The sequence below is a fragment of the Sulfurirhabdus autotrophica genome (assembly GCF_004346685.1).
GTDB lineage: Bacteria > Pseudomonadota > Gammaproteobacteria > Burkholderiales > SMCO01 > Sulfurirhabdus > Sulfurirhabdus autotrophica.
On sequence record NZ_SMCO01000034.1, the window covers coordinates 1 to 21889 of the forward strand.

25 protein-coding genes and 1 pseudogene are annotated in these 21889 nt (G+C 48.6%); 12 read left to right on the plus strand and 14 right to left on the minus strand.

Annotated features, from left to right (window positions below; genetic code table 11):
* Positions 1-274 precede the first annotated feature (274 nt).
* The 3 genes from EDC63_RS17690 (at position 275) to EDC63_RS17700 (ending at position 4150) form a co-directional block, all read left to right on the plus strand.
* Complete coding sequence (locus EDC63_RS17690) at positions 275-1792, plus strand: tetratricopeptide repeat protein (protein WP_124946881.1); 1518 nt, start codon at positions 275-277, stop codon at positions 1790-1792.
* Complete coding sequence (locus EDC63_RS17695; RefSeq protein ID WP_124946882.1) at positions 1789-2520, plus strand: class I SAM-dependent methyltransferase; 732 nt, start codon at positions 1789-1791, stop codon at positions 2518-2520. The genes EDC63_RS17690 and EDC63_RS17695 overlap by 4 nt, the downstream gene beginning before the upstream one ends.
* Before the next feature lie 283 nt (positions 2521-2803).
* Positions 2804-4150, plus strand: coding sequence for a GGDEF domain-containing protein (locus EDC63_RS17700; RefSeq protein ID WP_124946883.1), 1347 nt, complete (start codon positions 2804-2806; stop codon positions 4148-4150).
* Positions 4151-4571: 421 nt separating this feature from the next.
* Here the strand turns inward: EDC63_RS17700 and EDC63_RS17705 are convergent, their stop codons facing one another.
* The 11 genes from EDC63_RS17705 to hemP form a co-directional block, all read right to left on the minus strand.
* The gene (locus EDC63_RS17705) at positions 4572-5267 is read right to left on the minus strand and encodes a cytochrome c biogenesis CcdA family protein (protein ID WP_124946884.1); all 696 of its coding nucleotides are present in this window, start codon (positions 5265-5267) and stop codon (positions 4572-4574) included.
* A 2-nt stretch (positions 5268-5269) separates the two neighbouring features.
* On the minus strand, positions 5270-5884 hold the full coding sequence (locus EDC63_RS17710; RefSeq protein WP_124946885.1) for a hypothetical protein: 615 nt from the start codon (positions 5882-5884) through the stop codon (positions 5270-5272).
* Positions 5881-6153 (minus strand): glutaredoxin family protein, encoded by a 273-nt coding sequence (locus EDC63_RS17715; protein WP_124946886.1) that lies wholly within the window; start codon positions 6151-6153, stop codon positions 5881-5883. Before EDC63_RS17715 ends, EDC63_RS17710 begins: the two co-directional genes overlap by 4 nt.
* Positions 6146-6577: a heavy metal-responsive transcriptional regulator gene (locus EDC63_RS17720; RefSeq protein WP_124946887.1), complete on the minus strand. Its 432-nt coding sequence runs from the start codon at positions 6575-6577 to the stop codon at positions 6146-6148. The genes EDC63_RS17715 and EDC63_RS17720 overlap by 8 nt, the downstream gene beginning before the upstream one ends.
* 565 nt (positions 6578-7142) lie before the next feature.
* Positions 7143-8546 (minus strand): 4Fe-4S binding protein, encoded by a 1404-nt coding sequence (locus EDC63_RS17725; protein WP_124946888.1) that lies wholly within the window; start codon positions 8544-8546, stop codon positions 7143-7145.
* A complete protein-coding gene (locus EDC63_RS17730; RefSeq protein WP_124946889.1) occupies positions 8543-9358 on the minus strand; it encodes an FTR1 family iron permease in 816 nt (271 codons plus the stop codon). Before EDC63_RS17730 ends, EDC63_RS17725 begins: the two co-directional genes overlap by 4 nt.
* Entirely contained in the window at positions 9351-9590 is a 240-nt protein-coding gene (locus tag EDC63_RS17735; RefSeq protein WP_124946890.1) for a hypothetical protein, read from the minus strand. The genes EDC63_RS17730 and EDC63_RS17735 overlap by 8 nt, the downstream gene beginning before the upstream one ends.
* 11 nt (positions 9591-9601) lie before the next feature.
* Positions 9602-10006, minus strand: a complete 405-nt coding sequence (locus EDC63_RS17740) for a cupredoxin domain-containing protein (RefSeq protein WP_124946891.1) — start codon at positions 10004-10006, stop codon at positions 9602-9604.
* Positions 10007-10019: 13 nt separating this feature from the next.
* Positions 10020-11537 carry a carbohydrate porin gene (locus EDC63_RS17745; RefSeq protein WP_165923037.1) on the minus strand — a complete coding sequence of 506 codons (1518 nt, stop codon included), beginning with the start codon at positions 11535-11537 and terminating at the stop codon, positions 10020-10022.
* Between the two features lies 1 nt (position 11538).
* Positions 11539-12090 carry an iron transporter gene (locus EDC63_RS17750; RefSeq protein WP_124946893.1) on the minus strand — a complete coding sequence of 184 codons (552 nt, stop codon included), beginning with the start codon at positions 12088-12090 and terminating at the stop codon, positions 11539-11541.
* A gap of 79 nt (positions 12091-12169) precedes the next feature.
* Positions 12170-12352, minus strand: coding sequence for a hemin uptake protein HemP (gene hemP, locus EDC63_RS17755; RefSeq protein WP_124946894.1), 183 nt, complete (start codon positions 12350-12352; stop codon positions 12170-12172).
* Positions 12353-12525: 173 nt separating this feature from the next.
* Between hemP and EDC63_RS17760 the strand changes: the two genes are divergently transcribed.
* The 6 genes from EDC63_RS17760 (at position 12526) to EDC63_RS17785 (ending at position 16220) form a co-directional block, all read left to right on the plus strand.
* Entirely contained in the window at positions 12526-12891 is a 366-nt protein-coding gene (locus tag EDC63_RS17760; protein WP_165923038.1) for an ArsR/SmtB family transcription factor, read from the plus strand.
* Positions 12892-13053: 162 nt separating this feature from the next.
* The gene (locus tag EDC63_RS17765; protein ID WP_124946896.1) at positions 13054-13524 is read left to right on the plus strand and encodes a hypothetical protein; all 471 of its coding nucleotides are present in this window, start codon (positions 13054-13056) and stop codon (positions 13522-13524) included.
* 4 nt (positions 13525-13528) lie between these two features.
* On the plus strand, positions 13529-14692 hold the full coding sequence (locus EDC63_RS17770; protein ID WP_124946897.1) for an ABC transporter permease: 1164 nt from the start codon (positions 13529-13531) through the stop codon (positions 14690-14692).
* Positions 14685-15371, plus strand: a complete 687-nt coding sequence (locus tag EDC63_RS17775) for an ABC transporter ATP-binding protein (protein WP_132920977.1) — start codon at positions 14685-14687, stop codon at positions 15369-15371. Before EDC63_RS17770 ends, EDC63_RS17775 begins: the two co-directional genes overlap by 8 nt.
* Positions 15364-15867, plus strand: coding sequence for a peroxiredoxin family protein (locus EDC63_RS17780; RefSeq protein WP_124946898.1), 504 nt, complete (start codon positions 15364-15366; stop codon positions 15865-15867). Before EDC63_RS17775 ends, EDC63_RS17780 begins: the two co-directional genes overlap by 8 nt.
* Positions 15868-15896: 29 nt before the next feature.
* Positions 15897-16220: a hypothetical protein gene (locus tag EDC63_RS17785; RefSeq protein ID WP_124946899.1), complete on the plus strand. Its 324-nt coding sequence runs from the start codon at positions 15897-15899 to the stop codon at positions 16218-16220.
* Positions 16221-16328: 108 nt separating this feature from the next.
* On the opposite strand, the gene EDC63_RS17790 is transcribed toward EDC63_RS17785, so the two are convergent.
* Positions 16329-16856 carry a hypothetical protein gene (locus tag EDC63_RS17790; protein ID WP_124946900.1) on the minus strand — a complete coding sequence of 176 codons (528 nt, stop codon included), beginning with the start codon at positions 16854-16856 and terminating at the stop codon, positions 16329-16331.
* Positions 16857-17135: 279 nt separating this feature from the next.
* Here EDC63_RS17790 and EDC63_RS17795 point away from each other — a divergent pair.
* Positions 17136-18673, plus strand: a pseudogene (locus EDC63_RS17795) (IS3 family transposase).
* Positions 18674-18991: 318 nt separating this feature from the next.
* Here the strand turns inward: EDC63_RS17795 and EDC63_RS17800 are convergent.
* The gene (locus EDC63_RS17800; RefSeq protein ID WP_124946901.1) at positions 18992-19522 is read right to left on the minus strand and encodes a hypothetical protein; all 531 of its coding nucleotides are present in this window, start codon (positions 19520-19522) and stop codon (positions 18992-18994) included.
* A 482-nt stretch (positions 19523-20004) separates the two neighbouring features.
* On the opposite strand from EDC63_RS17800, the gene EDC63_RS17805 reads away from it, so the two are divergent.
* Both EDC63_RS17805 and EDC63_RS17810 read left to right on the plus strand, forming a co-directional pair.
* Positions 20005-20340 (plus strand): helix-turn-helix domain-containing protein, encoded by a 336-nt coding sequence (locus tag EDC63_RS17805; RefSeq protein ID WP_124946902.1) that lies wholly within the window; start codon positions 20005-20007, stop codon positions 20338-20340.
* A 13-nt stretch (positions 20341-20353) separates the two neighbouring features.
* A complete protein-coding gene (locus EDC63_RS17810; protein WP_124946903.1) occupies positions 20354-21100 on the plus strand; it encodes a DUF5131 family protein in 747 nt (248 codons plus the stop codon).
* Here the strand turns inward: EDC63_RS17810 and tcmP are convergent.
* Complete coding sequence (tcmP, locus tag EDC63_RS17815) at positions 21097-21801, minus strand: three-Cys-motif partner protein TcmP (protein ID WP_223248309.1); 705 nt, start codon at positions 21799-21801, stop codon at positions 21097-21099. The two genes, EDC63_RS17810 and tcmP, sit on opposite strands and share 4 nt — an antisense overlap.
* Between the last annotated feature and the right edge of the window lie 88 nt (positions 21802-21889).

Consider the following 21889-nt stretch of genomic DNA (forward strand, 5'->3'; position numbering starts at 1 on the left):
CGAGGATGACCAGGTTGATGAACTTGTAGAGATCATTCGAAGTAAGGGGCGTACTGGCCAACCCGAGGCAGGCTGGGTGGTTGTGATGGATGTAGAAAAGGCTGTCCGGATCGATGAAGGTTAAAAAAAGGACCTGATTGATGGAAATCGGATAGGCCTGAGTGTTATTTAAGGCAACTTTGTCACTAGCCGTAAGCGGGCAGTTTACACAATCAGTTTGGACTATATAAATTGGCATCGCAGATCGGTGAAAAGAATAAAAAGGGAGTGAAATATGTCAAGTCAGAATATGAATATTCGCCTCAAAATCAAGAAAGCAGAAAAATTACTGAAGAACCAGCAAATTATGGAGGCTCGGCATCTTTATGAGCAATTAGCCATAATTGATTCACAGAATCCTAACTATTGGATGATTCTAGCAATGATAGATAAGTCCTTGGGTCAGAGGGTCGACCAAATTATTGAATTGCAAAAAGTGGTGGCCCTAATACCAAATCATGGGGTTGCCTGGAATGAGCTGGGAATTGCGCAATATTTTAATGCGGATTTTCAAGCAGCAATCGGATCTTTTCAAAAGGCGTTACCCTATGCCGCAGAAGTTGAGGTATTGCATCTAAGTATGGGTAGTTGTTACCTGGAATTAAGCAATCTAACAAGCGCTTTGGAAGAAACTGAAAAGGCGCTTCGCTTGAATCCAGTACTGTCTGTAGCAGCACATATTCAATATTGCGTTACTCTGGAAAAATTAGGGCGCTATCAAGAGATGCTCGTTGCCGCAGAAAGAGCATTGATTCATTTTCCGTTAGATCCGGATATTCAAATCAGCAAGGTCCGTGCGTTCGCGAATCTCAATGACATGGAGCAAGCATTAAAAGAATGCTTCACTTTTCTACATTCAACAGCAGATAACACAAACTTACGTCCACTCCTGCTTAAATTATGTGAAGAAGTGCCGTCGCCCTATGCGCCCGACCCAGTGTACGAAGATATTATCCACACCGTATACAGTTGGCAAGATATCAGTTTTCAGTCAATCACCAGGTTTTCTGGCAGATATTATGTGAATTTCACCCAGTTTATGCGCCAGCTTGAGGCACTTTTTCAGGAACCGGATGATTCGCAAAAAGATTTTTCTTCAGCGGCCACGCTGGTTAAACAAACAAGGGGGTTTTTCGCTGACTTCCTGAGCAAAGGCGTGAACGTCAATGGTGAGATTGAAAAAACACTGTACCCTCTGCGAAATCGGATGTTGGTTGCCCTTGAGGGGCGCGTTGACCAGGGTGAAAGTCTGCCTGAAGACTTGGCTGAGTTCATATCCAGCATCGCTTGCCAATGTTTTCAGAATGAGTATGTGTGGTACGAGCAGCCCGATGAATCTGCTCGTATTGAACATATTGTACGTACCTTAAACGAAAGCCTGACAACCAATGATGAAGGATGGCCGCTTCATGTGATTTACCGGCTTTTAATGATCTCCCTTTATCGGCCCTTGTTACAAGTTTTGACGCCAGAGGCTACAGCTCGGATAGCGGGCAAGAAAAATTGGGGGGTTCTGACTCCCTTAATCCAAATGCAGTTTGTTGAGCCCTTGCGTGAGAGACAGCTCAGGGCATCTATTTCCGTATTAGGCTCAATAGAGGATAAGGTATCGCGCCTGGTGCAAGAACAATATGAAGAAAATCCTTATCCGCGTTGGTCCTCAATGGCACGTACTGGTTTCAATGGTTTTGTGAATCAATTAAAGACGCTGTTTGAGGGGCATGTTATACCTAACTATCTGGAATCCCAATGAATATCTTGGTGGCAGGTTGTGGTACAGGCAAACACGCTATTCAAGCAGCACTCTGCTACCCATCGTCTCAGATTACAGCAGTAGATTTGAGTTTAAGCAGTTTGGCTTTTGCAAAGCGAAAAGCGCAGGATTTGCACATTCATAATCTTGAGTTCTTCCAGGCAGATATTTTGGCGCTCGAAGGATTGGGGCGACAATTCCAGATCATCGAATCCATAGGCGTACTTCACCATTTACGCGAGCCAATTGAAGGATGGCGAATTCTAACGAGCTTGTTGGCGGACGCAGGCATGATGTATATCGGCCTTTATAGCGCAATTGCCAGAGCCGCATTGGTACCTGGGAAGCAGTATATTGCCTCAAAGGGGCTTAGTAGGGACGCTGCCGGAATTCGTCTGTTCCGCAAACAAGTATTGGCCGAGCAGGGTTCCGAACTTGCCAAAATTGCCTGTTTTAGTGAGGATTTCTACAGCCTATCCGGGTGTAGGGATCTGTTTTTTCATGTGCAGGAACACCAATACACCTTGTCACAATTGTCAAAAATTCTAGCTGAGTTGAATCTACGATTTTTGGGATTTGATCTGCCATCAGACAAATTTGAATTGTACCGAGCGTTTAATCCAGAAGATCCACGTGGATTGAATTTGTCCGTTTGGCACAAATTTGAATTGGAAAATCCACGGACTTTTTCCGGAATGTACAAAATGTGGATACAGAAAATAGGATAAAAGAATAGTATTTGAAATAACGAATAGATGGAATAACTGTAATCTTCAGATTATCGCTGCTGTTAGAGAATGAATAGGAAATCCATTGTAACTCTGTAACTAACCCGTGGATTGTCTATGGGGAGTCTAGTTCGCGTGCTTTGAATTGCTATGTCATGTAATATCATGATGTCTAGACTTAGTCCCAATTCCAATCTGCTTTCACAGCATACGTTCTCACGAACGTTTGGTATAAAGGGGCTCCGGTTTCATTTCGCGCAACAATTCAGGGAAGGGTTTTGCGATGAATCTGAGCATAAAATACAAAGTTGCTGTACCCATTGTAATGCTAGCAATAATGCTTATTTTCATAGGCTGGCTGGCGATTTGTGCTCAGCAGCGTATCGTTAACATCAACACTAAGCTGACCGAGCGCTTTCACGAAATCGAAGAGGTTCACGGTATTGATGTGGCTGCGGGAAAATTGCTGCAACTTCACCTCGGTTTTATCAATACGCGCAACCAAGTATATAAGGAAGCGACACAGTCTGAACTTTCTCGCATGGATGAGCTTGTTAAAGAGCTGGCCAGAATGGCATCCACCAATTCAAAAGAACGCAGTCTATTGCAGGCATTACTCCCGCATATGCGGGAAATCAATATACTTTCAGGAAATATCTTTGCCTCAATTCCTGCTGATTATCAAGACAGTGTTAGATTGCTCAATGACATGGCAACTCATCATCTAGCTCCGATGAGTGCGCTTTTGCTGGAATGGCACACTGATGAAGTTGGCGAGGTAGATGAACTTAATCGACAGTCGGAGATCCAGTTGCATGAATTTTTGCAAAGCCTGATCTTGTTACTTGTGATATCAATATTTTTGCTTGTGTTTGCGGCATGGTTGAATAACACAGTGCTAATCAAACCGCTTTTGGCAATTAGCCGCTCTACGGCAGGTTTGGCGGCAGGTGACTTAAAGCAAAAAATTCACATTTATTCCAATGATGAAATCGGCAGCATGGCTTGCAGCATCAATGCGATGGCCGAGTCACTGGATAAGCTTTACGCTGAGTTGCGCACAATTGCCAACACAGATCAGTTGAGTGGTATGTTGAATCGACATTCTCTGGAAAGTGTGATGGCATACGAATTGAGCCGGTTGAAGCGCGCTGCCACGTCCATGGCCGTGGTTTTGCTCGATATTGATCACTTCAAGCGTATCAATGATACTTACGGTCATACCGTTGGCGATCAAGTTATACGGATGGTCGCAGGTATCTGCGCACGTACCTTGCGCCAATCTGACTATTCTTTCCGTTATGGTGGAGAAGAGTTTCTGTTGTTATTGGGAGCAACTGGTGTTGAACATCCCCAAATGGCAATTGACCGGTTGCGCGATGAGATCGTGCGAGCGTCGCTTAGTGTTGACGGCAAGGAAATCAGGGTGACAGCAAGTTTTGGTATAGCTTGTTATCCATCGGACGGAGAAGATCAGGCGTCGCTCATTCAATGTGCAGATGAAGCACTTTATGCGGCAAAGCAAAATGGCAGAAATTGCAGTGTGGCATATCATACGTTAAAGAGACCGAAGCTGGACAACCGAGAAATGCCCAGTGATTGCGATAGCGAGGCAGCCCCACCTTTGTGAACAATACGTTATTAAATGTTTGTGGAAGTTGGGGAGGTGTTATTAAATTTTGAGATTCCGGATTTTACTGTGGGTAACTGCTTAATTATCAAAACTGACTTTCAGCAAAAAAATACTTAAGGATGAATTTTTACTTTGGGGTTTTCTGGCAAATAATTCAGCTACTTTGATTGTGCGGGTAGGTTGGTATTAATGTTATCGGATGAACAATTGTCCAACAGTATGGATGGTTTTTAAATTTGTAAAAGAGGTGCTTGTACAAATACTTTGCTCCCATCAAGAGCACTGTAGCGAGCACAGGTTAGGCTGAATAAAATAAAGCCCAACGTGGGTTTGTATGGGCCCACACCTTGTTATTCCGTTGCCTGCTTGACGATTTCATCGCCAGTATGGGGATACCCAGAATTTGAGCGGTGCATTTCTAGACCGCCAACTCGGGGATCAAGACGAAATAGGCGTTCAACATATACAGCCCGGATAAGATTAACAAGAGCGCCCCTACGAGCTCAAATAGCCTCTGAGAATGGCGCAATGGTTTTAGGCTTTCCAACCAACCTATCGCCCAAGCCCCGAGAATAATAGGTACCGCACGTCCGAGCGCAAATGCCAAGAGTAGCGTAGCACCAAACAATGGCGAGCCTATCCCCGTTGCTACACCAAGCAATATTACCAGTGCAGGTGTGCAGAAGGGGCAGATTGCCACCGAAAATGGGATGCCAAGCAGAAACGCGCCCCACCCGCTGCTGGCGCGCTTCGCTCGCCAGGTGATTGCTGGTAGCGGCAGCTTGACCCATCCTGGCCACATCAACCCCAGCAGAATCAACAACGGGCCTAGTACCAGCCCCCATTCCCGACCCATGATCTGTTGCACCCAAAGTCCGCCTAATCCGGCAATGAACCCCATTAACACATGCGTGACAACCATGCCGGCGATAAACATAGCGCCAAATAATACGGCACGCCGGGTGTCGTGGGCTTTGGTGACATAGGCGAGTGAAACCGGAATCGCCGCCAGTGCGACTGGGTTGAAGCTGAAAAGGAAACCCGTCGCGAAACCAATACCGAGAGAAGCCAGGCTGGCTTGTTCCAACGTCGCCTTGAGGGTGCTGATGTCCATGGTTAACTTCCTATTTGCCAAATCAGAAATGCACCACTCCAAAGGAGTAATGCCGTGAGGTAAGGGATGGTGGTTGCTGCTTTGCTCAGAAACTCGCGGTGTGCGGTGTCGAAGCCGCGTACGCTGTCCCACAGCGTGGGTAGCGAGAACATGATAGCGAACACGATTCCTGCCAAAATCGCCATGCCGGGCTGCTGGGTTAACGCGGAAATGACACCCGTCACGACCACCAGCGGTAGCGTGCATGCAGGAAGTGTCAACCCTAGTTTGAGACCCTGCGCTAGCCGCGTGTGGCCGGGGAGCACACGAAAGAATTCAATGTGCGGCACCGGCAGATAAATCTTGCGGCTCACCAGATAAATTGTTCCAATCACGCCTAGTATGATCATTGCAGAAATTGCGGATAATTCTTTCAGGCCAATCCAGGCGGCTATGCCGAAAATCGCCGCCAGCAATATCGTGCGCGAAGCGACAAGCTGAGCAAGTGCGCGCCAACGGTTTCGTGTCGTGTCACGACTGGCGCGTAGCGCAAACAGGCTGTGGGTAGCGATGGTGCAAGGCTCGAAAAAAGAAAGGAAACCCAATCCTGCAGCGGCGATAAGCAGTAATGTATTCATCGTGGTTTTTTTTGCGCCAAATGTTTGAGGAGCTCCGCCCGCAGCTTACCTGCGCTAGGTAGCGACGAAAATATCAGCCTGCCGTCAATTGCAATTGCGGGCGAGGACATGACTCCCAATTCCACCGCGTAATCCATCTCGTCCAAAATATTCACGTCGCGCCAAGTGATTTTGTCCTGCCCCAATTCTTCTGCGATGGTCTTGAGCACCGACTTTGCTTGTGCGCATTTGCCGCAGCCCGGTGAGGAAAATACTTCGACCTTAATCATGGGTGGGTCCTTTCTTTTGCTTCTTCATGCTGTTTTCCAGCGCCGCGAGAATAGGGCATTCATCCAATGGTTTGGCTTCGTCGTTACAGATGGTGATCAATTCGGTGAGCGCTTGCGACATCACCTGAAGCGCCTTGATTTTGTGCTCCAACTGCAATTTCTTCTCAATGGCGACGCTACGCACGTCCTTGCAGCAAGCGGCGTCGCGATTTTTTAGCGTGAGCAGTTCGCGGATTTCCGCCAAGCTGAAGCCACATTGCTGCGCCTGCTTGATGAAACGCAAACGGCGCAAAGCATCTTCGTTATACAACCGGTAGCCAGCGCTGGTTTTCGTTGTTGGCGTGAGTAGCCCTTCTTTTTCGTAATAGCGTATGGTGTCGCTTGTCACTTCAGCGGCGAGCGCGAGTTTTCCGATGGTGTGCATATTTAGTTCCTTCACTGTAGCTTGAATTGTAAACCTTGGAGCTAAGACCAAGGTCAAGAAAAAAAGATGGTAATACTTCGAGGAAATTTAGTTGGAACGTGGCGCTCAATTCAGCTGAGTCTCTGATCAGATGCTGAATGGGCCCTTGGCGAATATGTTATGTCAGTCTCTAATGGGAGGATTAGACGTGGTCGAAGCGGTAAATATTTTCAATGATGTATGACCGCTTCGTCCATTTGACGGACGTAGATTGACAGCTACAAAGCTTCCGGTCGAAAATAATGGCAACAGGTTGGTAACGCCAGTACGCCTATCCAGTTAGCCGATGTTGGAATTTGGTTGCGGGGATGTTGTCACACAAAACAATCACCCACAGTAAAATCCGGAATCTCTAAATTTTCTAGATTCTGACCTTTAGATATATAAGCATCAGGTAATAACTATAAAACGCGGATTCAAGTTTAAAAAAGGGCACTTTTAATGTTCTGAATGCCTGTTCGCGGTCATGGGTTGCTGTTCCTGGTACCAATTTCCTTAAATCCTGAGCTTTGATGCTCATTGGGCTTCACCAGACAAAAAACTGGGTGCTCCATGCTGCAAGCGGCAGAACTGTGGCCATAGAGATTCCTATTGCAGCCATAGTGCAGTTTCGTTTCGCCATACGCCATGCAAGGCTTGCACCCCACAGTGCGGAGATTACCAATAGCGCTATGCGCGCGACATGAGCCCAAGACACAAGCACTCCTTCCCCGGCCAGTTGAGAGGTGGTGAGCATACTCAGGCCAACGAAGACGCTGAACCCGGCAAAAGGGATGAGAGTTTGGGCAAGTCGTTGCCATGGCAATCCGGTGAGTGCGCCAGTTAACCTGAGCCAGCCCCATACCCAGCCGCCGACAACGAGCGTTTCAACAGCGATGTAGGTCAGCAATAGGCCACCATCCAGCCATGTAAAGACGTCATTTGCTTCAGGGTAATAGGTGAGCAGCCACCAGTGCCCAGACTCTTTAAGTGGCCACCACACCTCATGATCTATGAGCCAACCCGCCGCTATCTGCTTTACAGTTACAAGCCAGGGGGATGCGCTCCACTGGAAGGCCCCAAGCGCCACGCCGAGCATACCAAAGACTAGCAGGCGGGCGGGCCAAAGATCCATTTCCTTAGCTCTGTTTTCAGGGGTGTCGGGTTTGCTAATGATTTCGGCTCCAGGCGAACGTAGAGTGAGTTGCACCGCATCCCGTTCCCCGGCGCAGCGACCGCACATGTGGCAGTCCGAAGCGCTTTCCATACGCCGGATATTGATCAACGGCGCGCAGTTGACAACATGCAGGCGACTTGTGCGATGACCCGATGGCGCCGTGTCCCAGGCGGATTGATCGACCTTGAAGTGAACAGGTGCAATCTTCGCCAGCAGGCCGAATACACCGGATACGGGACAAAGATGCTTGCACCAGACCCGTTTTTCTCGTCCCCAAATCAGCCCTACTGCAATTGCCGCGATAGTCGAGCCACCCAGAATGAGCAGGGCAGGCTTCGGATATTCATAAATGCTGGTCATTTGCCCGAGTACAGTAGTCATAACGAAGGCTACGAATGGCCATCCTCCCCACTTCATCCATCGCGGGATACCGCGCCCCAGGCCATATTTGGAAACCCATTCGGTAAGCGCCCCTTCTGGGCACAGTACACCGCACCATACCCGTCCAAGGGCCATGATAGAAAGAATGACGAAGGGCCACCAGATACCCCAGAACGCAAATTGGGCGAAGCGGGTGAGGTTATTCCAGATATGAGCTTTATCCGGTGGTAGAGGTAAAAAAGCCGGTATGGCTACCAGCGCGAGATAGCTCAGCACGATTACCCATTGCACCACGAGGATTGTGACACGATAGCGTCTCATGGCTAGCCCAAGACGAGCGAGACGTCCAGCGCTAGAGACGCTGCCCGAAATTTGCTCAGTCACAGTGTTCATGCGGCTCGCCTTTTTGGTTTAAGCTTGAGAATAACTCCAAGAGCAAGTGTCCAATAGGTCGCCAGCAACGCAAAGGACATACCCGATGGTGCGGCTCGGTAACCAGTGAAGGCCGCAACAAGACCACCCACCCGAGTGCTGTCATCCAGCAGAAAAACCGTGTTCCAGAGTGGATCTGCCAGTGGTGGCAGTGCCTCCATGCCAACGAGCTTTTCTGCGCCATCTACCAGCAACGCTCCGCCCAGAAGTAAAAGCAGCACTTCCGTTACGCGGAAAAAGGCGCGCCAGGAAACAAACCGACTTCCACGGGAAAGCAGCCAGTAGGCGGCCAGAGCTAGAATAAAACCCAAAGCGCTACCCAGAGCAATATCGGTATTTGGCTCCCCTTTTACCGCGCCATAGAGGAATACCACCGCTTCTGCACCTTCGCGCCCCACAGCTACCGCTGCTAATACTGCTATACCCACCCAGTTTGCGCGATCTGCAGCGCTCGCCATTCCTGCTTCTAATTCATTTTTCAGCCCGGCGCCATGGCGGCGCATCCACCAGACCATCTGAAAAATCAGGGCACAGGCGACGAGCGGCATAATGGCTTGAAACCATTCCAATGTGTTGGACGAAACAGATGACTGGATATCCATGATTGTCACAGCCAGGAATACGGCCAGCCCCAATCCTGTCGCTATTCCGCCCCACAGCCAGGGAAATCCGGCACGGGCTTCGGGGCGGGCACTAAGCCATCCGTGCAGAATACCGATCACCAACATCGCCTCGATGGTTTCGCGCCAGACAATAAATAGTGCATTACCCATGGCTGACCCCTTCAGAGCAATGATCTTCCAGGTGTCTGCATGCATGGCTGCACATGGATCGCGTCTCTTTGTTCATCTCAGAGTCAGCAGATAACTTATCCAGCAGATAGGCGGCATGCCGGGCAGAATGGCCGCAGCCCGTGAGCATGTAATGCATGAGGTGGTCCAATGCGGCTGCGATCATGGGCTTACCCTCATCGCGTTTTCTGTCCGTTACCCTAAATGATTCCATATTTATCTCCTTCATTTTACGATGATGTGGCCACGGCTGGTGTCGGGATGGAATTCGTCAAAAAATTCGTATTTGCCTGGCTTGAGAGGGGCAATTACCACGAAGGACTCCGCACCTGGTGCGAGCACTTTCTCCTTCCGAAGTTGCAGGCTTTCAAATTCGATTGCGTCACGCCCCTGATTGCGCACTACAATTTTGAAACGTACTCCAGCAGGCACATTTAGGGTGTTCGGAACAAGTTGCCCATCCTTTGCGGTCACGGTGTAGGTAAGCAGATCCGATGCGCTCGCTTTTGCAGGCACTAACAGAAATACTACCGCCACGAGGGTGGTCAAGACCAGGTAGCCGACTGCATGGTCGCGCAGTTGGTTGGACAGGGAGTAAAGTCCCCCTGGATTGGTAGTTATTTTGTTCATATTGGTACTCTCCTTAGAACGCCAAATTGGCCCGCACGCCAAGAATCTTCACCGGCCGTGCATTCGGGTTGCCCGCAGGATTGCGAATGTATTGGAAGTCGGGTGTCAGCTCGAACCGCTGATGGACGTGGAAACGGTAATAGGCCTCCATTACTTGCTCCCAGCCCGTAGCAGCAAAGCCATAGTCAGGTATCCCATCGCCATCCGCATCGACAGTCGCGGACTGGGTACGAAAGTCTTTGCTTGTGCGATTGCTTCCGATGGCAATCCCGATGGCGTCGGCTCCCCGATCCCAATAGCTGCCATTGAACTCAGCGCCCAAGCTGACGGTGCGATCGAAGGGCAGTCGTTCGCCATTGCCCGTGCCCAATCGTCCGAACAGTGTGATGCCATCGCCGAGGCGCTGGTCGAAGTTGAACCCTAAACCGCTATGGGAAGCGGTTTCATCCTTGATAAACGTCGGTGCCTGCCCGTTGCGCCAGAGATATACTCGATAATTGCCTTGGAGTCCGGTGAACAAACGCTGGCTGGTTTCTGCCTGGAAAATGATAAACGGCGACTTAAAGGAATCGCTGAAATTGGCGCTTCGTCCAGCACCGAACACACCGAGGGAAAGGCGGTAGGTCTCAGGTTTTGCGCCCCAGTTGAAGTAGGAAACGCGCATTCCTGGCGAGAAACCGAAACCGTCGGCACCGATATTGGCGGCCAGCGGATTGTCCAACAGAGCATTGTGGACGAATGGACTGGCAAGAAACTGGCGAGTTTCGTCGTTGGCTGCTGTATTCTGGTCAAAAAACGCAAAGGGGTCCATCTTGCCGAAATTGACGGTAAGGGTTTCCCTCGATTGGGGTTTAAAACCGCCGAATGGTAGCGGAATGTCCGCTTGATACCAAGCCTGAGCCAGCATCATGGCGCTTGCTTCCGGTTGCACCACTGCACCGAGTTGAAATGAAGTCGCATTGGGTCCCACAAAGGAAGTGAATTTGTCGCTGAGTCCTTTGCCTTGACCTACGCGAAAATGACCGAACAGCTTGCTTTCTACGTCGCCGGTCTTGATGGTTGGTGTGTTGACTGTGATATCTGCGCGATAATTGACTTGGGTACCGCTGTTATCGATGCCGTTCGCACGCTGGGCGACCGCGGTGAAGTTTGCGTTGGCGGAAAACCCTTCAATCGATTCGATGATCTTCGCCTGCTTCTGGATATCCAATGCTTGGTATTCTACTGCTTTCAGGCGTGAAGCCAGTTCCGGTTCCTTTTCGCTTACTTCCTCAGTAGCAAGGGCGGAATCGAGGCGTATGTTGCGGTCTTCCAGCACCTTCAAGCGTTCCTCGAGTTGACTCTTTCCCCCTGCGCCACGGGGCTGCAATGTCTTTTCGAGTTCGGCGTTACGCTTTTCAAGTTTCTCCACTCGCTCCATGAGGCGTTGAAGCCGGTGATTGCTGTCAGCATCTTCTGCCGCCAAGGTGGGAAAGGCAGTGATGATCGCAACTGCTAGCGCGCTGATGCGTGCCGCGTTGTCATTTTTCATCTTAGTATCCCCCTTTCTTTCCGATGCCGACGTAGGTGAATTCGTATTCCACATCAAACGGCTTGAACCAGGGTCGCACGCCAGTCAGGCGGTCCGTATGGCGGCCGAAGTGGGTGTGCGGGTCTGTAGATGGAGGAGAAATGGTGTATTTGACGCGGTACTTCCCCGGTCCCTTGAGCTTGATGTTGTCTCCGTAGTGTGGGCCGTCGTTTGCGACCATAGGCATGAAATCGCCACTGATTTTTTCATTGCTTCCGATCTTGGTGATTTCATACTTAACGCCCAGATAGGGCATCCAGGCGCCTTCGTCAAACCCGTTAGGATTGTTGGCCAAAGCGCGAATATCGGCCTCCATATGGACATCGGACTCTTTGGTAAGGCGCATCATGCCTACCGGTTCCATTTCCACTGGTTGCAGATACACGGCGCTGATTTCCATCCCTGCACGTTGCTGCGGCGCACCAATTGGGTATTCCACAGCAAGCGCCGTAGCGGTAACACTTGTGGTCAATGCCGCCAGCGCGACACGGATGATGTGATTGCGAAAATACATGGGCTTCTCCATATTGAAGTTCAGTAAACATTGGCTGACTACTGGGGCGGAGAAGCCCGTTGGCTGGCTGAATATTAGGTTATTTTGTCAGAATCAATTTACCGTTACGTGTAATCCGCAGAACGTAGCGTTCACCTTTATGCTCGATCACCAAAGCGTTTGTTCCCCGAAATAGCGTTTCCGAAGTAAAGACATGATGCTGCCTGTCCAATGAGGCTTGGGTAGATTCCTGCGGGGTTTTGTTTGAGCGAGAATTCTGCATGGGAGTATGCTAACAAGAATGATTACCATTTGCAATACAACAATTGATAATGTTACCTTCATGAAGATTGTCGACAACTAAAATAAGGTCTGATCACGTGTCGGAAGGTAAGCTCAAGAAAGAGTGAAACGATTCTTGATTGCAGTAAAATATATATGTACACTAAAGCATATATGAAAACTATCGCTGAATTCTTTAAGCTCTTCGCTGATCCTACCCGCTGTCGCATTCTACATGCCCTGTCGCAGGGGGAATTTTGTGTGTGTGAGCTGGTTGACGCGATCCAGACGACTCAGTACACCGTGTCGCGTCATTTGGCCGGTCTGCGTAAGGGTGGTTGGACAATGGAACGGCGAGAGGGAACGTGGATATATTACAGGTTGACGGTTGATCGGAAGGAGCTGATTAGAGATGTGCTCAGTGTAGCGTTGAAGCATGGGCTGGACGATGGAACGCTGGCAGAGGACTCTGAACGGCTTGCTCGTCGCTTGTCCTTGCGAGAAGCGGGGCATTGCGTACTGGGATACAACCAGGTGTAATTTTTTCGAAAATAATATGCGTATATGGACATGTTAGCAATCATAAAAAGTTCTGTGCAGGATCTGATCACGAACTCAGGAATGGTTCCGTTTTGATGAGGCTTTATTTCTGACTTTATTTGGTTTAGCTGCTGGCCGTGAGTATCAGAAAAGGAGATGAAAGTGAAAAAAAATAATACTGTGGGTGCAGTTAAGTTATCAGCAGCTAGCATGCTGGCGGGACTATTCGCTATGGCGGCTCTTGCTACTGGAACTGCCTTGTGGGCGAGCGGAAATTTATCGTTCGGACGTCTGCCGGATTTGCTTGGTTCCGACTCACGACCATTACCGCCAGGCGTGCTTAACGTTCAGGATATTGCTGCCGATCCTAAAGGTTACAAGGGAGAAATTGTGGTAAGAGGCGTATTGGCAAAATATGGTCAGAGTGATCCTCACCTTTTTGCGATCGTAGATACTCGCGAAGCCAAGGCGTGCAAATCCACAGGATGCGCTAATTTTTATCTTCCTGTAAAACTAGATGGCGTATTACCCAAGGAATGGGAAGAGTTGGAAATACGCGGAAGATTGGTAGACACTCCGAAAATGCTATTTCTGCAGGCAAAAGCAATTGAAAAACTCGGTTCGATAAGGTGACCGTATGAGTTTGTGGAAATGGGTTTGGCGAAATCTGACTCGCCGCAAGGGGCGATTTGCGTTTACCTTAGCAGGTGTAGCAATTGGCATGGCAGCCTTTGTGGCCCTGATGTCTATTGGTCAAGGGCTCTCCAACGAAATCAAAAAACAAGCACAGGGACTTGGCGCAAACCTGGTGGTTACCCCAAAGGGGTGGTGCGCCTACGAGCAAATATCGATATTAACAGGAGAGCAACTGCCTGAAGCTATTCCTATAGCTGATCTGGAGAAGATTCAATCTCTGCCTGGGATAACGGCAATACCTTATTTGAATGAAAAGACGGCATTTCGCAATCAGCCGGTCCCAGTTATTGGTATTTGGCCGGAAGAAATGTATGCAATGCATAAGTGGCAACTTTCAAAAGGGAGATACTTTAAAGGGACAGGTGAACAGGGAGTGGTGGTTGGCTTTGCGATCGCCCAGCAATTCAAGCTGAAGCCGGGAGATGACTTCAGTGTGCGCGGAAACACTATGCCAGTGTTAGGTATTTTGCAAGAAACCGGAACTAAAGATGATATAGCAGCATTCATCCCACTACCTATTGCCCAACGGATTTATGGAGTAACAGGAAAGGTTTCCTTCATCTCTGTTCAAGTGGCTGATTTGGAAAAAATCGAAGCTGTTAGTCTAAAAATACAGGAAGTGGCAAACGTAGCGGTAGTATCCGATAAGCAGCTATTGTCCTCAATCCTCTCCATTGTCGGTACCGTGGGTTCTGCCATGCAGGCAGTGGCAGCAGTAGGTTTGGTGGCAGCGGCATTTGGTATTATTAATACGCTGCTCACAGCAGTTTATGAGAGGCGCCGAGAGATCGGTATCATGCAAGCGATAGGCTGTCCGCATCGCACCCTATTTGCTGCATTCTTATTAGAATCAGGACTGTATGGATTGATAGGTGGATTGCTGGGGATAATTTTGGGTGGGTTTGCAGCTTATTTGTTAGGGCCATACTTTGTAGCACAAAATATTTTCACGGCTACGCTTCATCAAGCCCCTTCACTTAGCCTGGATGGGCTAACGATAACCTATGCGTTAGGGTTGTCGATAGCGTTGGCACTATTAGCCGGACTTTATCCGGCATATCAAGCGGCCAAACTTTCCCCTATGGAGGCGATTCGCCATGGCTGATACCGTATTGAGTATAGAAAATGTCACCAAAGTTTATGGTAATGGTCCAGCTATAACCGAGGCACTCAAGGATGTGACGCTCAAGGTGGAACGTGGTGAATGGATTGCAATCACGGGGCCGTCTGGCCATGGAAAAAGTACTTTGTTACAGTTAATGGGTGGGTTGGATCATCCGACAACAGGATCAGTGTATCTGGATAATTTAGATATCACCTGTTTGAGCCAGAGTGATCTGACAAGTTTACGCAGGTATAAAATTGGATTTGTATTTCAGTTTTTCAATCTTCTTCCGCACCTTTCTGCTCTTGAGAATGTGCAGATGGCATTATGGCTAGGGGGATTAAGTAAAAACTTAATTTCACGAGGAATGGATTTGCTTGATCAGGTTGGGCTCGCAAACAAAGCGGGCAACCTTCCAAACGCTTTATCTGGGGGGCAGCAGCAAAAGGTAGCGATTGCCCGCGCGTTGGCAAATAATCCAGAAATTTTATTGATGGATGAACCGACAGGCAATCTCGATTCGGTGTCGGAAGCCGATTTTCTTGATCTATTGCAAAGGTTGCATAGTGCCGGAAAGACGATAGTCGTAGTGACACACAACCAAGTAGTGGCAGGTCGAGCTGGCCGTCTGGTGCGTGTGAAGGATGGCAAGATCGAAAGGGAGGAAGGTCATGGCTAGGCTATCTCTTAAGCGGGCCGTAATTGTATTAATTGCAATAATTGTAATTGTCATGCTTGCATGGATGTTAACACGGCAAACTGCAGTTTCTTCAGACTCGTTTACTACCCTAAGCGGTGAAAAAATCAGACTACAAAAGTTACGGGGAAAGATCGTTCTGGTTACGTTTTGGGCAACAAGTTGCCCAGCTTGCATCAAGGAAATGCCTGATCTGATTCAAACCTATCAGAAGTATCATGAAAGGGGGTTTGAGATAATCGCAGTTGCCATGTCTTACGATTCCCTGCAGTACGTCAAAGCATTTACCACGAAAAATAAGTTGCCCTTTTCTGTGGTATGGGACGCAGACGGGCAGCTAGCCAAAAGTTTTGACGGGGTCAGGCTAACCCCAACGGCCTTCCTGATTGGCAAGGATGGGAATCTTATTTCCCAAACTATCGGAATAATTGATTTTAGTAAATTTCATGCGGTTTTAAACAGCGCCTTACTCGAGTAGCTTGTTAAATTGAGATTCAGGATTTTACCGTGTCTGGCAAACAGTACAAAACTTCTGCCGCTTTAACTGGCATCAGCGCCGATAAGGCTTTTAAGAAGGCCTACGCTTCTGTTGTAAAAAAAGGGTATCAAATCGTGCAGTCAGATAAAAATATGGGCATGATTTCCGCTGCGCAGCAGGTTTCACACTCACAAGGTGGAAAAACTGCACCATTGAACATCCTTGTGGAATCGGATTCTAGTACTGGCAGTACACTCACATTTTCATTTTCTACTGCTGGCGGCTTAATGGCATCAGAAGATACAGTTCGTGACGAGTTCTGCAAAATCACGAATGAGGTCTTGGGGCTATAGGAGCGCCGAGGGATTTAATTGGTTCTGCTTTTATGAGAAAACAATGGGTGGATACGTATTTCCACGTCCTTGCTAGATAGCAGTCAGATAGGGAAGTAGTGTTCCTCATTATTTTTCTTTGACGCTTGTTTTGCGCAACCCATCTAGGACTTCGCGGCGTCTGTTTTCTTGATTGGCTCGTGACAAAATAAGGTCCGCAGGAACCAAAGTAAGAATAACTGTCCATGCTTGCCAAAGCGTGAGTGCGACAAGCAGTGAGTAACTCAATCCCCTGCACTCTGTAATATAAGTATGGGCAATATCTGCTCTCTTTAAAAGAGGCGCAGAAACACCAACCAGTAAAACAATACAAAGTATAACTGTCGAATTAACTGCAGGTGAAAGAAGGATTCCGATATTGTTTTGTGACTTTGCTTGCCCACCTTCGTTCGGTGGGTTGAGGCTGAGGCGAAGTCGCTCTGGATAAACAATGGCAAGCCAAGCACCGACAACGGCAAAGATGATTGCCGACGTTGTTCGCAATGCTTCAAACAAAGGCCATTGCTCGGAAAATGGAACGCTCTGCCCGTAAAGGTAGCCGCCAGCAACAGCTGATACCCAAAGAATTAACAACAGAATGACGGTAATAATTCTCACGATGGAACTATGGCCAAAATATGATTTTTGTTGTGCAACACAGCATCGATCAATGATTCTGAATTCACGACCTCCAGATTATCGCGCTCAATGATTAATTCGAACTCTTTCCTGGCAAATGTATGACTGACCCAGTGTATATTTTGATCACCAATAAATCTCACTCCAAAATCATCCCATTCGCTCTCTGTGTTTTCTTCTCATGACCTTCCATGTCAGGGTAGATGTCGCGTCATCCGATGTGACGAAAGAAGATGGAAGGCGGACTTGAAGGGAAAAATGAAACGTATTCGATATACAACCGAGCAGCGGGAATGGGCGGTTCAACAAATGATGCCCCCGTTGAACCGTGCGGTGGTGGAATTGGCCAAAGCGACCGGGATTACCCTGGTAACGTTACGCACTTGGCAGGCGGTGGCGAGGGCAGAAGGAAGAATTGTTCCTGGGGATGGCCAACAAAGTGATCGATGGTCCAGCCATGACAAGTTTCGGATCGTGCTTGAAACAGCGGTGCTAAGCGAGGCAGAACTGTCGGCCTATTGTAGGACGAAGGGAGTTTATCCGATGCAAGTTGCGCAATGGCGTTTGGCCTGCGAACGGGCCAATGGAGAGGCGGAATCACCTAAGGTGGACACCACTCAGGCGCAACGTATTTGTGAGCTGGAACGCGCGCTTAAGAAAAAAGAGGAGGCGTTGGCGGAAGCGGCGGCGTTGCTTGTGCTCAGAAAAAAAGCCGAAGCGATCTGGGGCAAGGAAAAGGAAGAATGATCAAAGGCCCGGATCGCCTTGAAGCCATGCGGTTGATCAATGAAGCCGTCGCTGCAGGAGCGCGGCAAGCTCTTGCCTGTGACATGTTGGGTTTGAGTGTGCGCACGGTGCAACGATGGCGACATACTCCGCAAGACCGTCGGTCAGATGCACCCCATCATAGTCCGGCCAATAAATTGAGTGAATCAGAACGCACCGCATTATTGGTAGCAGCCAACCGCCACGATTACGCGAGTATGACACCACACCAGATCGTGCCGAAACTGGCCGACGAAGGAATCTATTTGGCGTCAGAATCGACGTTTTACCGCGTCATGAAAGCCGCAGGGTAGGGGCAGCGGCGCGGCCGCAGCAAGTCACCGCAGCGACGTCCTTTGACGACGCACCAGGCGGATGGCCCGAACCAAGTCTGGTGTTGGGATATTACCTGGCTACCAACCACTGTGAAGGGCCGGTTTTTTTACTGGTACATGATGAAAGACATCTACAGTCGCAAGCTGGTGGTCAATGAAGTGCATGAGAACGAATCATCCGAACATGCCAGTTACCTGCTGTGGCGCGGGTGTCTGCGCGAACAGACGGCAGGCCGACCACTGGTGTTGCACTCGGATAACGGCACGGCCATGAAAGGTGCAAACAAGCTGTCTGCCATGTACGACCTTGGAGTGGTTCCATCCTTTAGCCGACCTCGCGTCAGCAACGATAATGCTTATGCCGAAGCGTTATTCCGAACAGCGAAGTATTGTCCGCTATGGCCAGAGCGGCCGTTTGACACACTGGAAGAGGCCCGTGTCTGGGTGCATCAATTCGTCCAATGGTATAACGAGGAACATTGCCACAGCGGCTTGAAATACGTGACACCTAACCAGCGGCATCGCGGCGAGGCGAATGCTTTGCTCAAGCAACGTGCAGCGGTCTATCTGGCCGCGCGCGAAAAGCATCCGCAGCGTTGGTCAGGAGAAACCAGGAATTGGAAACTGGATGACACTGTCTACCTCAATCCTGAACGCGCTCAGATACAAGAGAGGAAATATATGGAAGCAGCTTAATTTACGACTGAGGCGACAACTACCTTGACACACACCGATGACAAGAAAAGTGAGTTGATATCTTCTACTGTCGGATTAAATGGAACGTCGTAGCTAATATGTGGTTCAATCGGAAGTGCTTGAGGGGAAGATAGTTTGGCCTGCCGCAATAGTTTTTGCCAGAGTGAGAGATGCTCGTTCTCTGACAAATTTAGGGTTTCCTTCCGAACAATTTTATTAATCCTGTGCACATTGCCGAGCATAAATTGCTTCTGACCGGGTTTACGCAGCAACTCAGTTTTGAATCGTGCGTATGCATGCCGCGAGGTGTCTCCTGTCTCATTGATGTAACCAAAGATTGGATAATCGGATTCTGTCGCCTACAACAACATGTCTTCCGTGGCATTCCATGAATTTGTTGACGTAAGCACGAAAGGGCTTTTGCGCTGTGTAGGGATGTTGAAAACGGATACTCGCAAAAATATTTCTTGTCGGAATGACCCAAAAATATGTGGCATAGCCTGGAATGCTTCCTTCAACTATGCCGTTCATGTGAACTTCCGCTTCACCAACATTGGACTCTCCCTGAACAGAAGCCACTTGTCCATCAGTGGACGCTGTTTCGTTCCATGCGGTGATTAGCCAAGTCTCCTGCTTTGTCTCTATATCCAGCAGGTAAGTGTTTCCGCTGGAATCAGTTTCGTTGATTTCAGTCACTTTGGTTTCGATCAGTTTTTTGCCGTTACTCCATGCCTGCAAATCTTCTAGAACTTCTTGAACCGATCCAAACATCGGGGTCTCTTTACCGCGAGCGAAGTAAGCACAATGAGTTATTTTGTAGAAGCTAACATGCGCTTTTTCAGTGCTCATTTTTTGATTGAACTCATTGAGAAAACAGGATTATGACAAGGAAGATAGATTGTGCTTTTGGAATTTTTGCTGCCATTTGTTCAAAATTGCAGTTTTCTGCATCGATAATCTGGTATTTGTTTCGTCAAACTTCAGCCACTCTACAACAGCTTCCTTGACCAGAAGATTATCTGGATTGCTGGTTGTTTATTACTTGGATGTTAAATTATTCAATTCCTGCTTAGTGGGCGTCGATCCCAAAGACGGATTTGCTCTGACGTATGAAAGTGTTTGTCGCCCGGCAAGTGTCAAGCATGATTGTTATGTGCCCACTCCGACAACTACACCTGGTAGTTGTCGGAGGTAACTAGGTATTCAACATTGGGCTCTGACTGGCCTATGGTGTGAGCCAGATAGATCTAAATAAAGAAGTTAAATAATGCAGCGCGTGCATCAAATATTAGATATAATGTACAGCATGCATTTAAAGTGAAACATGTAACGTGACGATAACAAGCATCCCCCAACTTATTAAGACCGCCAGAAACGGGCGTAGCCAAGCCGAATTCGCACGGGAACTGGGTGTAGAACAGTCCACGTTAAGCCGATATGAAAAGGGCGAAGCAAACCCGAAGGCCCCGATTATCGAGCGATGTATGCATCTGGTGCATTGGAACAACCAAGCACCAGTGCCAACAGTTGAAGAACTTGCTGACAAGGTTCGGGAACGTCTTAGCCGAGAGGATCAAGCGCATTTACGCGTGGCGTTGTCGAAACTTATCGATGGACTAGTTTCAGAAAAAACAGGGGCTCGTAATTTAAGCCATCATTCAAGCTAGGAGGAAAGTCAAAATGACATCTCAATCACGGATAGAATGGACTGAGCAGACGTGGAATCCCACGACGGGGTGCACAAAAGTATCGCCTGGATGCAAACATTGTTATGCCGAGGTGATGGCACGCCGTCTCCATGCCATGGGGGCACCAGGGTATAAGAATGGATTTAAACTGGCGATCCTACCAGAACGATTAGTTCAGCCACTCCAACGGAAAAAACCAACCGTCTATTTCGTTAATTCCATGAGTGACCTATTCCACGAAAACATTCCAGATCAATTCTTGGATGAGGTGTTTTCTGTCATTCGCCAAACGCCACAGCACACCTACCAAATTTTAACTAAACGGGCGGAACGCCTACCTCACTATTTTGCTGACCGGGGCTGTCCGCAAAACGTTTGGCTGGGGGTTTCTGTTGAGGACAAAGAATATGGCCTTCCTCGTATTGACTACCTGCGACAAGTTGATGCACACATTCGTTTCCTTTCCGTAGAGCCCTTGCTGGAAGATCTTGGTGAAATGGATCTCACGGATATTCACTGGGTTATCGTCGGCGGCGAATCTGGTCACCATGCCCGGCCGATGCGTGAGGAATGGGTAGAAAACATCAAAATACAGGCCGATGTCACGGGGGCCGCATTTTTCTTCAAGCAGTGGGGCGGATGGGGAGTGGATGGCGTTAAACGCCACAAAAAGGCAAATGGCCGTGAGTTCAGAGGCCGAACTTGGGACGCATATCCTGCCATGCAGGCGGTTTGCTAAAACAAAGCGCCTTGGCCTTCTGGATTTGATGCTGTTGTCCAGAATTTATGTGCCAGACCATGGCGTGCGGCGAGAAGCAACCAATACAACGGCTGATTCTTCTCTCCAGTAATAAGTTTCTGGTCGATTGATGGCCATACTCCGAGGCTTGTTACCTTTGCTCTCCAGAATTCGACAAAGCGCCGACGAATTTCCTCTTTCGACGCAGTCGTATTCACATTTTCACGCCATCCAGGAGCGATTGCGTCAAATGCCGAGTCAGCAGCGGTAAGATTCACCGCCAAGTTACGCTGTAAATCCATTGCGCTAAAATGAATCAGTAGATCAATTCGCTTGAGCGTAGAGAGTGTGCTGATTATTCTAAAGTCCAATGCCTCAAGGCTGTACGGGTCAACAAAGGCGAAATGAAGTCCATAACCGCTGACTGCTGACACCATTTTATTGACAGCATCGACTGCACTGGCATGGATTGGATGCACTGGCGCACCGAGCTTACGCAATCGTTCGGCGCAAACATTCAGTTTTTCTTCATCGAGATCCGAGATGTAGATATCTGTAAATGGCGCATCGCCCTCTTTACTGGTTTTCCAAGCAGCAACTGCGCCACCATCTATCCATTCATTGCCATTTCTTATCCGGGATCGCCCAGTGCCGCAGAATAAGTCGAAATACACGGCGCCACCTTTTCCATTTCCAATCACTAGTGTCCGGTTAAAAATCGAACAAATTTAATTGGTTATCGAAATCGGTCTGTTCTGAGACGTAGCTACTGCCTGCGAAGGCTTGTAG